The organism is Undibacterium sp. CY21W, from assembly GCF_014284265.1.
Classification (GTDB): Bacteria; Pseudomonadota; Gammaproteobacteria; order Burkholderiales; family Burkholderiaceae_D; genus Undibacterium; species Undibacterium aquatile.
The window spans coordinates 765715-780690 of the sequence record NZ_JACOGE010000001.1 but is presented as its reverse complement, the minus strand read 5'-3'; the positions used below and the strand labels follow the sequence as shown (position 1 = coordinate 780690).

Annotated in this window: 12 protein-coding genes; 2 read left to right on the top strand and 10 right to left on the bottom strand. The window is 51.1% G+C overall.

All coding sequences use genetic code 11. From position 1 onward, the window contains the following. Positions 1-134: 134 nt before the first annotated feature. Positions 135-641, bottom strand: a complete 507-nt coding sequence (locus tag H8K29_RS03485; RefSeq protein WP_186896389.1) for a peroxiredoxin — start codon at positions 639-641, stop codon at positions 135-137. Between the two features lie 289 nt (positions 642-930). On the opposite strand from H8K29_RS03485, the gene H8K29_RS03480 reads away from it, so the two are divergent. Next, positions 931-2598 carry a hypothetical protein gene (locus H8K29_RS03480; RefSeq protein WP_186896388.1) on the top strand — a complete coding sequence of 556 codons (1668 nt, stop codon included), beginning with the start codon at positions 931-933 and terminating at the stop codon, positions 2596-2598. A 52-nt stretch (positions 2599-2650) separates the two neighbouring features. Next, positions 2651-4159, top strand: a complete 1509-nt coding sequence (locus tag H8K29_RS03475) for a S8 family peptidase (RefSeq protein WP_186896387.1) — start codon at positions 2651-2653, stop codon at positions 4157-4159. A 104-nt stretch (positions 4160-4263) separates the two neighbouring features. Here H8K29_RS03475 and ftsZ read toward each other — a convergent pair whose 3' ends face one another. The 9 genes from ftsZ to mraY all read right to left on the bottom strand — a co-directional run bounded on the left by ftsZ (position 4264) and on the right by mraY (position 14976). Continuing rightward, positions 4264-5460, bottom strand: coding sequence for a cell division protein FtsZ (gene ftsZ / locus H8K29_RS03470; protein ID WP_186884961.1), 1197 nt, complete (start codon positions 5458-5460; stop codon positions 4264-4266). 123 nt (positions 5461-5583) lie between these two features. After that, a complete protein-coding gene (gene ftsA, locus H8K29_RS03465; RefSeq protein ID WP_186884784.1) occupies positions 5584-6816 on the bottom strand; it encodes a cell division protein FtsA in 1233 nt (410 codons plus the stop codon). Beyond that, positions 6813-7595, bottom strand: a complete 783-nt coding sequence (locus H8K29_RS03460) for a cell division protein FtsQ/DivIB (protein ID WP_186884783.1) — start codon at positions 7593-7595, stop codon at positions 6813-6815. Before H8K29_RS03460 ends, ftsA begins: the two co-directional genes overlap by 4 nt. Positions 7596-7609: 14 nt before the next feature. Next, entirely contained in the window at positions 7610-8569 is a 960-nt protein-coding gene (locus tag H8K29_RS03455; RefSeq protein WP_186896386.1) for a D-alanine--D-alanine ligase, read from the bottom strand. A gap of 18 nt (positions 8570-8587) precedes the next feature. Next, entirely contained in the window at positions 8588-9973 is a 1386-nt protein-coding gene (gene murC / locus H8K29_RS03450; RefSeq protein WP_186884781.1) for a UDP-N-acetylmuramate--L-alanine ligase, read from the bottom strand. Then, complete coding sequence (gene murG, locus H8K29_RS03445; RefSeq protein ID WP_186896385.1) at positions 9970-11052, bottom strand: undecaprenyldiphospho-muramoylpentapeptide beta-N-acetylglucosaminyltransferase; 1083 nt, start codon at positions 11050-11052, stop codon at positions 9970-9972. The genes murC and murG overlap by 4 nt, the downstream gene beginning before the upstream one ends. Continuing rightward, on the bottom strand, positions 11049-12182 hold the full coding sequence (ftsW, locus tag H8K29_RS03440) for a putative lipid II flippase FtsW (protein ID WP_223826840.1): 1134 nt from the start codon (positions 12180-12182) through the stop codon (positions 11049-11051). The genes murG and ftsW overlap by 4 nt, the downstream gene beginning before the upstream one ends. A gap of 83 nt (positions 12183-12265) precedes the next feature. Continuing rightward, a complete protein-coding gene (gene murD, locus H8K29_RS03435) occupies positions 12266-13768 on the bottom strand; it encodes a UDP-N-acetylmuramoyl-L-alanine--D-glutamate ligase (RefSeq protein ID WP_186896384.1) in 1503 nt (500 codons plus the stop codon). Between the two features lie 38 nt (positions 13769-13806). After that, positions 13807-14976 (bottom strand): phospho-N-acetylmuramoyl-pentapeptide-transferase, encoded by a 1170-nt coding sequence (gene mraY / locus H8K29_RS03430; RefSeq protein ID WP_186884777.1) that lies wholly within the window; start codon positions 14974-14976, stop codon positions 13807-13809.

Here is a 14976-nt window from a genome sequence, read left to right as displayed (position 1 = left end):
GCCAAGCCGATGTGCTGGCACGGTCATTCGCTGTTGCAAAAACAGATAAGCCGCAAACGAGCGGTAAAAAATCATTTATATAAAAAAACAGCGCCAGCCAGAAATGGCGGCGCTGCTATCATGGAAACTGAAAATTAAGCGAGTTGCGCTAACAAGGTTTCCACATTGGATACTTCAAATTTTCCGCCAGCTTCCACGTTCAGTTGCTTGACGACACCGTCAACTGCCAGCAAAGAATAACGCTGGGAACGAATACCCATACCAAATTTACTGAAATCTGCATCCAGACCCAGCGCTTTGCTGAATGCAGCATTACCGTCGGCCATCATACGCACGACGCCGGTGGCTTTCTGATCGCGGCCCCACGCGCCCATCACAAATGCGTCGTTCACGGAAACACACCATATTTCATCAACGCCTTTGGCTTTTAATTCAGCAGCATGCGCGATGTAGCCAGGAAGATGTTGTGCCGAACAAGTTGGCGTGTATGCACCTGGCAGACCAAAAATGGCAATCGTTTTTCCTTTGACCAGATCAGCAACCTGGAAAGTATTCGGGCCAATACTGCAACCTTCGCCAGCAACCTCGACAAATTCCGCCAGGCTGCCTGCCGGTAAATGTTCGCCAATTTGTATGCTCATCATCATTCCTTTCGTTTAATTCAAATAATTAACTATCTTGCGATAGCCCGGTACGCCAGATCATTCCGGCGATCAAGCTCGCAGTATGCCTGAGCTGTCGAAAAGCTGCTGACGCCGTCATAAAGTCAATTCAGGAAAACCAAAGTTGTAAAAATTTTTACATTTTTATATGTAATTTCCCAACAGTAAGTTCCATAAATGCAATGCGGATGCTAGGATAGTCCAATTAATTACTTAAATATCAATAATTCGGTCTGGTAATTCCCATTACATGGAGGGGTGCATACAAATGAAGCAATCCAAGGCAAATGGCAGTATTCACAGGAAATATCTTGCAAGCGCACTGATCAGCATCGGCGTCAGTTACGGGCTTTCAGGCTGTGGCGGTGGCAGCAGTGCTCCGGCGGCGGTCGCACCACCCACACCACCAACCGTCAGTATCGATGTTTTCGGCGCGCGTGGCGCGCTGTTAACCGCAATCGTCAGCAGCACGGACTGCGCCACGACGCCCACAGTCAGTTGGCAAAATTCTTCTGGCGTTGCGGTAGGTAGCGGCACCAGCATTCAGGACACACAACCCAATTCCATTCTGACTGCGACGGCAAGCTGCTCAACTGCCACTGCCAGCCAGAAGCTCGCAGCGAATTCTGTGCACACTGCACTTTCCGCTTTTGCGGTACTACAAAACGGCAGCGCCGTGGCCTGGGGCAATCCGGTCTGGGGCGGACAAACCAGCACCGCTGCGGCAATCACGAGCATTTCTCAGTTATACGCGTCCGAGCGCGGCTTTGCAGCGCTACTCAGCGACAATACAATGAAGGCCTGGGGCAGCAGCTATGTCGCTGTCACCGATCCGAATTTAGTCTATCCGGCAACAGGCGCGATCGCCACCAGCCCACTGACCAACATCGCTACCGTCATGCCAGGCAGACTCGCCTATTTCGTGACAAAAAAAGACGGCTCGATTGCCGCCTGGGGAAATTTCCGTGGCGTCACCGATGGCGTGGACGGCTATATCGGTGATGCGAAAACAGGCCTCAACCCTGTCACGCTGGCGTTGCTGACCGACGTCAAAGCGCAGGCTTCGACCGAAGGTGCGTATGCCTTACTGAAAGGCGACGGTACTGTGGTGACGTTTGGCGATCAGGATGCGGGCGGGAACTCATCAGCAGTTCAGCCCTTACTGGTTGGCGTAACGCAGATCGTCGGGAATAACTTTGACTTCGTCGCCTTGCGTAAAGATGGCAAGGTAGTGACCTGGGGTTACGGCTACGCGGCAAAATCAGGTGATGCCGAAATTAATCCAACGCTTGCAGACATCTCGAAGCTTTATGTCAGCGGTAATGCGGCGGCGGCAGTATCCAACACCGGAGCCGCATTTGCCTTTGGCTTTACACCCCAGATTGAAGCAGCCGATTCCAGTTCACTGACAGCATCACTGACCAACGTCAGCAATATCTATTCAACGCAAACGGCATTTGCCGCATTGCGAACTGATGGCACCGTTATCAGCTGGGGTGATCTGCCACGGATGGGAAATAGTCTGAATGCCGTTCAGTCCTCCCTGACAAACGTAAAATCAGTACAGGCGACAGAATATGCATTCGCTGCACTGAAAGGTGATGGTACGGTCATCAGCTGGGGCGATCCGGAACTGGGTGGTGACAGCAGCGCAGTGAAAGCGCAGTTATCCAACGTCGTTGCTCTCAGTGCCAACAAATATGCATTCGCCGCACTGAAGTCAGATGGCAGCGTGGTGACCTGGGGCATGAAAACGAAAGGCGGCGACAGCAGTGCCGTCGCGGCAAAATTAACCAATGTCCGCGCCATTTATGCCACTGCATATGGTGCGTTCCTCGCGGTGAATAAAGACGGCAGCTTCGTTACCTGGGGCGATCAGTGGGCTGGCGGCGGAACCGCTCCGGCAACATTGACAAAAATCCCTTACCTCGGCTGACATCAGCGTCATCCATCGCATCAATGCCATGAATAGAAATGGAGAACATCGTATGAAATTTTTCGCTTTTAAAGCAAAACCTCTGATCGCAGCCATACTCGGCACCATGATATGTGCGTCAGCGCACGCTACCGTCAGAGAGCAGGACAACACCACTGCCACGCCTCGCAGAGAAGCAGAAAATCTGACTCAGATCATAGTGAAGTACCGCAATGAGCGCAGCAATGCAAACGAAGCGGCCAGCCTCAGCGGCAATAAAGCGGCGCTGGCACAAGTGCAGACACAAAGAATATCGGCACTACAATCAGTTGCCAGAACTTATAACGCCACATTTGCGTTAAAGCGTCAGATCGTTACCGGCGGTTGGGTGTATCGCGCAAATACTGCGTTAAAACCTTCGCAAATGATGGCACTCGCCGCGAAACTGCAAGCAGCCGACCGCTCTATCGAATATGCAGAACCAGATTACATTCTGCGCCCGGCGTATACCCCGACCGACCCGTTATTTAGCTCGCAATGGGATATGCAGGAAAGTGCCGCACAGCCAGGCGGTCTGAATCTGTCTGCAGCCTGGGATATCAGTAAAGGTGACAAAGTCACCGTTGCCGTCATTGATACCGGCTACCGTCCACATCCGGATCTGCTGCAAAATCTGATCCCGGCACCAGGCGGAAGCGCAAATCAGTATGGCTACAACTTTATCAGCAAGGCCTCGACAGCCCGCATTACGTTACCAAAGGATGTGAGCAGCGCGCGCGGCCCGGATGCGATTGACCTCGGTGACTGGGTAGAAAAAACGGATACAGATTGCCCGTCTCACGCACAAGATAGCAGTTGGCATGGCACACATGTGGCAGGCACAATTGCTGCGGCAGCCAACGGTACCGGAATTACCGGTGTCGCACCGAACGCCCGGATCTTACCGTTAAGAGCACTGGGTAAATGTGGTGGAGAAACTTCAGATATTGCCGACGCCGTTGCCTGGGCTGCAGGTTTGCATATCGAAGGCGTGCCGGATAATACCAACAAAGCGAATGTCATTAATCTCTCTCTTGGTGGTACACATGCCTGCAGTAAAACAAATGCAGCAGCCTATCAAAGTGCGATCGCGAATGGAGCAGTGATTGTTGTCGCTGCGGGCAACGAAGCGCTTGACGCGCGCCTGTCGAGTCCGGCGAACTGTCCGGGTGTGATTACCGTCGCATCAAACTCGATCACCGGTGGTCGCGCAAGTTATTCAAATTACGGAGCGACCGTCAGCGTCACCGCGCCGGGTGGAGGTTTTACGACAGCGGCAGACAGAATCCTCTCAACGCTGCCAAGCGGAAAAACCATCGCGACGGATGACACCACGTATGGTTTGATGGCGGGCACCTCGCAAGCGACACCACATGTGGCAGGTGTGATCGCGCTGATGATGGCAGTCAATCCTAAACTGACATCCGCGCAGGTACGCAGCATACTGATCAAAACAGCGCGCCCGGCACCGGCAAACTGTCCTGGCTGTGGAGCCGGTATTGTTGACGCGGCTGCAGCTGTCAAAGCGGCCAGCGGAAATTAAAAAATAACGCCCCGGATGTATCGGGGCGTACCTTGATTAATTTTGCCAAAAATAAAAAAAGCCCGCATTGTGTGCGGGCTTTTTTAATGAGTACGACAGATAAATCAGTCTGCCTGCTTACGCAAAAATGCTGGAATGTCGTAGGTTTCCATGCCATTTTTTTCTAACGCACGCACCGTGTCTGATGCAGATTCGCGACGCCATACTGCAGGCTTGCTCAATCCGTCAAAAGCTGGTGCAGCGCTTGCCATACCATTCGACACTGTCGTTGTCGCCATCGCAGCAGCCATCATCGGCTCATTATTGGTGCCAGTACGCAGCATCGGTGTTTGCACCAGCTGAATATTTTTCTTACCGCGTCCCAATCCTGTCGCAACGACCGTTACACGGATATCGTCACCCATGGTGTCGTCGTATGCGATACCTTGAGCAATCGATGCATCCGGTGCTGCGAATGCGCGCACAGCTGCCATGACTTCTTTAATTTCTTTACCTTTGAGGCTGCGGCTGGCAGTTACATTCACCAATACACCACGCGCACCGGACAGATCAATACCATCCAGTAAAGGTGACGCAACAGCTTGTTCAGCAGCGATGCGTGCGCGATCAACACCGGATGCTGTCGCAGTACCCATCATTGCTTTACCTTGCTCACCCATGATCGTTTTCACGTCATTGAAGTCAACGTTGATATGACCCGGTACATTGATGATTTCAGCAATACCGGCAACGGCATTATTCAGCACGTCATCCGCGTGTTGCAGCCATTCGATCATGCTGTCGTCTTCATAAATCTCTTCGAGTTTTTCGTTGAGAATGATGATCAGCGAATCGACGTGCTGGGTCAGCGCATCCAGCCCTTCATCAGCGATGTCCATGCATTTCTTACCTTCGTAAGAAAAAGGTTTGGAAACCACCGCCACGGTTAAAGCACCAAGCTCTTTCGCCACTTGTGCCACGACTGGTGCCGCACCGGTACCGGTACCACCGCCCATACCGGCAGCGATAAAGACCATGTGTGCGCCACGCAATGCGTCTTCAATGCGGGCTCGTGAATCTTCTGCCAGTTTGCGACCGACTTCCGGTTTCATACCAGCACCCAAACCGGTTTCACCGATTTGAATCACGTTATGCGCTTTGGATTGCAGCAATGCTTGCGCATCCGTATTTGCGGCGATGAATTCAACGCCGCAAACCCCTTTATTGATCATGTGCTGAACAGCATTGCCGCCGGCACCACCCACGCCAACCACTTTGATTACAGTACCTTGTGTGGCGTTATCAACCATATCGAACTCCATCATGACTCCTCCAGATAGGCAGTTACCAGTCGCTAATGATCACAAGATGTGACGACTAGCGACTAATAACTGTAGATCAAACCATTATAAAATGAGTACACCAATTACGATACAAAAAGCTACTTAAAAATTCCCCAAAAACCACTCTTTCATGCGCTGCCAGACTGCTTTTGCTGAACCTTCCTGCCTTGTCACAAGATGACCGCGCAAATACTGCTTCTTCGCTTCCAACAACAACCCTAAAACAGTGGCGTAACGCGGACTTCTGACAACATCAGCAAGTTGTCCGCTGTACGCTGGCATCCCTAATCTCGTTGGCTTTAAAAATATATCTTCAGCCATCTCAACCATGCCTGGCATCGCAGACGATCCGCCTGTTAAAACGATGCCTGATGAGAGCACATCTTCATAACCGGATTCACGTACCACCTGGTGCACCAGCGCAAATAACTCTTCAACACGTGGTTCAATCACTGCTGCCAACGCCTGACGTGACAACGAGCGCGGACCACGATCACCCAGCCCCGGCACATCCAGCGTATCCGCCGGATCAGCGAGCACTTGTTTGGCAACACCGAAACGCACTTTGATTTCTTCCGCTTCCGAAGTCGGTGTGCGCAAAGCCATCGCAATATCATTCGTGATCTGATCTCCTGCAATCGGAATCACAGCCGTGTGACGAATCGCGCCTTCACTGAAAACCGCCACATCTGTCGTGCCGCCGCCAATATCAATCAGAACAACGCCGAGTTCTTTTTCGTCTTTCGTCAGCACCGCTTCTGCCGAGGCCATCGGTTGCAGAATCAGATCGGATACTTCCAGACCGCAACGGCGCACGCACTTCACAATATTCTGTACAGCAGAAACGGCGCCAGTCACGATATGTACTTTGACTTCGAGACGGATACCGCTCATACCTATCGGTTCACGTACGTCATCCTGACTATCGACAATGAATTCCTGTGGCAAGGTATGCAGCAGCTGCTGATCAGTCGGAATGTTGACCGCTTTTGCCGTTTCGATTACGCGCGACACGTCGGCGGCGGTGACTTCCTTATCTTTAATCGCCACCATGCCGCTGGAATTAAAGCTGCGGATATGACTACCTGCAATGCCGGTATAAACACGACTGATCTTACAGTCCGCCATCAACTCGGCTTCCTCAAGCGCACGCTGTATCGATTCGACGGTCGCCTCAATATTCACAACCACGCCTTTTTTCAGGCCTTTCGATTCGTGCTGTCCCAGGCCGATCACTTCATGCCTGCCATCCGGCATGACTTCAGCGACAACCGCCACCACTTTGGAGGTTCCGATATCGAGACCAACGATCAGATTTTTTGCGTCTTTTGTCATGTCTTTCCACTTGCTTTTGTTTGCTTTTTCAATCCCATGGAACTGTGGCTGGATTTCAACGCCAATCCATTTGGATAACGCATATCTACACTTTGAATACTATCTTCCAGACTCGATATCAATTGCGGATAAACCGTCATCAATTTATCCACTCTATCCTGCAAAGTCTTACCGTCCTGCACCCTGCCCAACTCTACCTGCATGCCATTATTTAACTTGACGCTCCACGCATACCGACTGGAATATTTCACTTCATCCGGTTCAAGATTAATTCTGGAAAACCATTTTTTAAATTCCTGATACTGCGTCAGCACTTCTTTTTCACTGCCATCAGGGCCGCTCAGGTTAATCAGATCAGCGTCTTCTTCTGCTTCGGCAAGATTGGCGGTAAACACATCACCATTCACAGAAATCAAACGACCGTCATCCCCCCATGTGCCTAACACAACATGCTCGTCCAGTTTCACAATCAGCTTATTCGGCCACTCTCTCTGAATACTCGCTTTTCTTACCCACGGAACGCTTTCGAAAGCACCGCGTACTGCATCCAGATTCGCCGTAAAAAAATTTCCTCTGATTCGTGGAATCGCTGAATTTTTAATCGTCAACGCATTCACGTGTTTTAAGGCTTGCGAACTCATGCCTTCCACCCGGATCGAGGCCAATGTGAACATCGGGCGTTGTATCACCCACCAGACGCCAGACATCATCAGAATGAACAGCACCATGCCGAATAAGGCATTTGCCGTGTTGTTCATCAGTTTGACGTCATGCCACATCAGTTATTCCTTTTTTACTTTGTTTCAGTGCAGATTTTTAAGCGCGCTGTTTTTAAAATTTCAACGCACAGATCCTCGTAACTCATCCCGGTTGCTTTGGCAGCCATCGGTACCAGTGAATGCCCTGTCATACCTGGCGAGGTATTTATCTCCAGCAAAAATGGACGCTGATCCGAATTACGTACCAACACGTCTATCCTTGCCCAGCCTTCACAATCTAATGCGCGATAAGCCTCGACAGCCATTTGCTGAATCGCTGTTGTCAGTACCGCATCCAGTGGTGCGGGACACAGGTATTGCGTATCGTCGGTAAAATATTTGTTCTGATAATCATAGTTACCATCCGGTGCAACGATTTCAATGATGGGCAATGCATAAGCCTGCTCACCTCTGCCGAGCACGGCAACAGTGAATTCACGCCCCTCAATAAACTCCTCCGCCAGCACGACTTCATCAAACTGCGCGGCAAGCGTATACGCCTGCTGCATTTCAGTGGCAGTATTCACTTTGGTAATTCCTATCGTCGAGCCCTCGTGCGGCGGCTTCATGATCAGCGGCAAACCCAGGTTCTGAGTAATCGCTGCCAAATCAGATTGCGCGTTCAACACAGCGTAGCCCGGCGTACTGATGCCATGGGTTTGCCAGATGCGCTTCGTAAAAATTTTGTCCATGGCAATCGCAGATGCCATGACACCGCTGCCTGTATACGGAATATTTAACTGTTCCAGCACACCTTGCATACTGCCGTCTTCACCATATCGACCATGCAATGCGATAAACACGCGATCAAATTTTTCAGCAGCTAATTCCGCAATACTGCGTTCAGCAGGATCGAAGGCATGCGCATCGACGCCCTTGCTTTTCAGCGCTGCCAATACGCCGCTGCCAGACATGATGGAGATATCGTGCTCAGCAGAACGCCCGCCAAACAAAACGCCGACTTTACCTAAAGATTTATAATCAATTTCGCTCATGATTTTGTATCACTTCATTTATTTTGCCTGTGCCAGTTTTGCCGGCACTGCACTGATAGATCCAGCACCCATCACAATCAACACGTCACCATCTTTTAGGACGTGTAATAAGCTTTCCGGCATCTCTTGTATTTCCTCAACAAATACCGGCTCTATTTTCCCCATCACCCGCAAGGCGCGTGCCAGTGAACGTCCGTCAGCGGCGAGTATCGGCGCTTCGCCTGCGGCATACACTTCTGCCAGCACGGCAGCGTCAGCTGTAGAAATGACTTTAACAAAATCCTCAAACAGATCCCGTGTCCGGGTATAGCGGTGCGGCTGAAATGCCAGGACTAAACGACGTCCCGGATAAGCGCCACGCGCGGCCGCCAGGGTTGCCGCCATTTCGACAGGATGATGACCATAATCATCTACCAGTGCGAAACTGCCGCCACCGGCCAGAGCGATTTCACCATAGCGGGTAAAGCGACGACCCACACCATTGAATTCGCTCAATGCTTTTTGTGTCGCTTCATCTGCGACGCCGACTTCACGCGCGATCGCAATCGCGGCGCAGGCGTTCTGAACATTATGCATACCAGGCTGATTTAAACTCACTCGCATATCAGCATAACCGTCCTGCACCACGGTGAAATGCATCTTGCCATCGGCAGCAATCGCGTCAATCGCGCGGACATCTGCATCTTCACGGAAGCCGTAAGTGACGACAGGCTTAGAGATAAACGGCATGATTTCACGCACATTTGAATCATCCACACACAACACCGCGACACCATAAAATGGCAGGCGCTGCGTGAATTCGATGAATGCCTGTTTCAACCGCGCAAAATCATGTCCATAGGTTTCCATGTGATCGGCATCGATATTCGTGATGACTTCTATCACTGGCAACAGATTCAGAAATGAAGCATCCGACTCATCCGCCTCGGCAACGATAAAATCGCCACTTCCTAATTTAGCATTGGCACCAGCGCTGTTAAGGCGTCCGCCAATCACAAACGTAGGATCAAAACCACCTTGCGCCAACACGCTCGCCACCAGACTGGTCGTCGTTGTCTTGCCATGTGTGCCGGCAATCGCAATGCCGCTCTTCAGACGCATCAGCTCGGCCAACATCAGAGCGCGTGGCACGATAGGAATGTGCTTCGCTCTGGCAGCGATCACTTCGGGGTTATCTGCTTTCACTGCCGTTGATGTCACAACCGCATCTGCACCTGCAATATTTTCCGCCGCATGCCCGATCTTCACGTCAGCACCGAGGCTCGCGAGACGCTGCGACGCAGAGTTGCTACTCAGATCTGAACCTGAAATGGTGTATCCGAGATTGAGTAAGACCTCGGCGATACCGCTCATGCCTGAGCCGCCAATACCGACAAAATGAATATGTTTAACTTTATGCTTCATGCTAATGCTTCCAGAATTTTTGCAATGTTTGCATTCGCTTCGCGTTGACCGAGTGCATACGCTTTCTCTGCCATCTGCAAACATTGGTGGCGATCAAGCGCCTGTAATTTTTCAGCCAACAGTGCTGGTGTGAGTTCTGATTGCGGCAGATAAACTGCGGCCTGCTGCTGTGCCATCCAGGTGGCATTTTCTTTTTGATGCGACGTACTGGACGCCATAAAAGGCACGAGTATGCTGGCGACACCTGCTGCTGTTAACTCCGAGACCGTAATTGCGCCGGCGCGGCAAATCACCAGATCTGCCTCGGCATAACGCCGTGGCATGTCGTCGATGAAATCGCGTATCTCGGCCTGCACGCCGGCTTGCGCGTAATTCGCCCGCAAAGCATCAATATTTTGTTTGCCTGACTGATGAGTTAACGTCGGACGCTGCGCTTCCGGAATCAATGCCAGTGCTTTTGGCAGGCAATCATTCAACACTTTTGCGCCAAGGCTACCGCCGACAACCAGAATACGTAAAGTACCTGTACGCTGCGCATAACGCGTTGCGGGTGCAGGCAAAGCCGTAATTTCCTGACGCACAGGATTACCGGTCAAAGCGATTTTTTGATCTACGGATAAACTCTCAGACGGCAGTCCAAATAACAGTTTGCTGGCAAATGGTTTCAACGCTTTATTCGACAACAACAATGCGGCATCGGCATTCATCAGTACCAACGGCGTACCACGCAAGGCCGCGACAACACCGCCTGGTACCGTCACATAGCCGCCCATACCAAGCACAACATCAGGACGACGCTGACTGAAAATGCGTGCACAGTGGAAAAAACTGGCGATCAGTTTGTATGCCCCTGTCACGGTATGTTTCCAGCCTTTACCTCGCAACCCGGTGAAGTTCAGGCTATCCATAGGAATTTGATGCTTAGGCACAATCTGGCACTCCATGCCGGTCATTGTTCCCAACCAGGATACTTCCCAGCCGCGTTCCCGCATCAATTCTGCAATTGCCAGGCCTGGGAAAATATGGCCACCAGTACCCGCCGCCATAATCATGAGTTTTTTCGAAACGACTGAAGTCATAAGCGGCCTCCACGCATCAAAACACGATTTTCATAATCGACCCGCAGCAAGATAGCCAGCCCCACACAATTAATTAACACACCAGAACCACCGTAGCTCATCAACGGCAAAGTCAGACCTTTGGTTGGCAGCAACCCGAGATTCACACCCATATTGATAAACGCCTGTACACCAATCCAGATGCCGATTCCCTTCGCGGTCAGACCGGCGAAAGTCTGATCCAGCGCGATCGCTTGTCTGCCAATTTCAAATGCGCGTTTGATGATCCAATAAAACAATAAAACGACGACAGTCACACCGACGAAACCCAGCTCTTCACCGATCACGGCCAACAGAAAATCCGTATGTGCCTCCGGCAGATAATGTAATTTTTCAACGCTGGCACCCAAGCCGACACCAAACAACTCGCCGCGCCCGAACGCAATCAGTGAATGCGTCAATTGATATGCTTTACCAAGCGCATGATCATCGTCAAACGGACTCAGGTACGCAAAGATACGTTCGCGGCGCCACGGCGACAGCAAAATAACCATCGTGAAAATACCCACCAGCGTTGCGGCAATACCACCGAACCAGATGCCATTAATCCCACCCAGAAAAAGTATGCCCATCGCAATACAGACAATCACACCGAAAGCGCCAAGATCGGGCTCCAGCAGTAACAACAATCCCACGACGCCCACAGCTGCCAGCATAGGAACGAAGCCTTTGGTCAGCTTGTGCATATATTCTTGTTTACGCACCGTATAGTCAGCGGCATACAGCACCATGAATAACTTCATGAACTCGGATGGCTGCAAATTAAATACTTTGAACGAGAGCCAACGTTTCGCGCCATTCACACCCTTACCGAGTCCAGGGATCAGAACCGCGACCAGCAAAATCAACGTGAAGACGAACAAATACGGCGCCAGTTTTTGCCAGGTCAATACCGGCATACGAAATACCAGTGCAGCTGCGATAATCGAGACCAATACAAACATCGCCTGGCGCACCAGAAAATGCGAATTTTTATAGCTCGCATATTTAGGTGAGTCTGGCAGAGAGATCGATGCCGAATACACCATAACCATGCCGAATAACATCAGGATCATGGTGACCCATACCAATGGCTGATCGTAGTTCATCATTTTCGAGCGGTTCACCAGTTGCGTCTCCGGACCCGGAGCCGAAAATGGCAGCCATCGCTGTATTGGCAGGAGCAATTGCTTCATCAGCAAATCTCCCCGCGTGACAATGCTACTTCACGCACTGCATCAGCAAAGACCTCGGACCGGTGCGCATAGTTACGGAACATGTCCAGACTCGCACAAGCAGGGGACAGCAGAACAATATCGCCCTCTTTTGCAACATCTGCCGCCGCCTGCACCGCAAGCTCCAGACTGTTAAATTCCTGAGTCTCGACCTGCGTTGTAGAAATCGCCTGACGAATCTCGCCCTTCGCTTTACCGATCAGCAATACACTCTTCGCATATCGTCCGACCACATCTGCCAATGGAGAAAAGTCCTGTCCCTTGCCCTCGCCACCCGCAATCAGAATAATGCGTTTGTCGAATCCGTCAGCCTGCTGCCCCAATCCTTTTAAGGCGGCGACAGTTGCGCCGACATTCGTTCCTTTACTGTCATCGATGTAATCAACACCGCCAACACTATTGATGAGCTCAACCCGGTGCGGCTCGCCTTTATATTCACGTAAGCCGTGCAGCAAAGGCGCAAATGAAAGACCTATGCCACGACATAATGCCAGTGCTGCAAGCGCATTCGCTGCATTGTGCTGCCCGCGAATCTGCAATGCATCCGTTGGCATCAGTCGCGTGATCATGCACGGAATTTCTTCTGTTTCTTTTTTCTTCCTGCGACCGGTGACAACGGGTGCGTCTTCTGCCGCAACAGAGACCGCCAACCAGCCCATGCCATGTTCATTCAACAGACCAAGATCACCGATATGCTCTGGCGCATCAACCCCAAAACTGATTACCGCCGCCTGTGGCTTCAACATCGACATCACCAAGGCGTCGTCACGATTCAGGACTTGTATCGATCTCTCACCGAAAATCCGCGCTTTATCAGCGCAATAGGCTTGCATGCTGCCATGCCAGTCGAGGTGATCCTGGGTGATATTAAGCACGGTCGCCACATCCGCATTCAGACTGAATGTCGTGTGCAACTGAAAACTGGATAATTCCAGCACCCATACTTGTGGCAGAACGTCTTGTTCCATCACTTCGTACAAGACATCAAGAACTGCCGGACTGATATTGCCAGCGACACGGGTTGATAAACCAGCCCGTTCGCACAATAAGCCAACCAGACTGGTCACTGTAGTTTTACCATTCGTGCCGGTAATCGCAATGACTTTCGGTTGATACGCACGCTCTTCTTTCAGACTCAACAGGGCTTGCGCGAACAACTCGATCTCGCCCCACAGCGGGATATTCTGCGCAGCAGCCGCCGGAATGATGTCACGCAGTTCGCGCGCGGGAGCAAGACCGGGACTGACTGCCACAAAATCTATATCGTTCAGCAATTCTGCAGAAAACTCACCGCCAATGAATTCAATCTGATCGCTCAAAGCGCGTAACGCCGTTAAACGTTCAGGTGCAGAGCGGGTATCCGCAACACGCAGACGAGCCCCGGCACGCAACAACCAGCGCGCCATTGCGAGACCGGATTCTCCCAGTCCCAGGACTAATACGTGTTTTTCAGAAAAATTCATAAACCCTTACTTCTGCCAGAAAATAACAAAGCCAGACTTCAACGTAACTTGAGTGAAGATAAGCCAACCAATACCAGCAACATTGTGATGATCCAGAAACGCACGACCACCTGCGTTTCCTTCCAACCTTTTTTCTCAAAATGATGATGCAGAGGTGCCATCAAAAATAAACGGCGGCCCTCACCAAATCGTTTTTTAGTAAATTTAAAGTAAGACACTTGCAAGATAATCGACAGCGTTTCCGCGACAAAAATACCGCCCATAATGAACAAAACGATTTCCTGTCTGACGATTACCGCCAGCGTGCCGAGCGCACCACCCAGCGCCAATGCGCCGACGTCGCCCATAAATACCTGCGCCGGGTGAGCGTTAAACCACAGGAATGCGAGACCGGCACCGGTCATCGCGCCGCAGAAAATCAGCAATTCACCGGCTCCCGGAATATGCGGAATCAACAGATATTTCGAGTAACCAATATGTCCGGACAAATAGGCAAACAAACCTAATGCTGTACCGACCATAATCACGGGCATGATGGCAAGGCCATCGAGTCCATCAGTGAAATTCACTGCATTACTGGTGCCGACAATCACGCAATACGTGAGTGCGATAAAGCCCCAGACGCCGAGTGGATAGCTGATCGATTTAAAAAACGGCACAATCAAATCTGCCTTCGGCGGTAAATCCATACTAAAGCCCGATTGCACCCACGCAAACAGCAGTTCAAGAATTTTGGAATTACTTGGTGCCGATACCGAGAATGCGAGATAAAACGCAGCAGCAATACCGATCAATGATTGCCAGAAATATTTTTCGCGCGAACGCATGCCTTCCGGATCTTTGTAGACTACCTTGCGATAATCATCAACCCAACCGACCGCACCGTAACCCAGAGTCACGATTAACACGACCCAGATGAAGCGGTTACTCAAGTCAGACCACAGCAGCGTCGACACCGCAATCGAAATCAAAATGAGTACACCTCCCATCGTTGGTGTACCGGATTTCACCAGATGCGTTTCCATGCCATACGAACGCACGGCCTGACCGACTTTCAGGCGAGTCAGCATACGGATCACCGCTGGCCCGGCAAAAATGCCGATCGCCAACGCGGTCATGGTCGCAAATACTGCGCGGAACGTGATAAAACCGAAGACGCGTAGCAGCCCCAGATCCTGTTTAAAAATTTCTGCCAACCAGAGCAACAT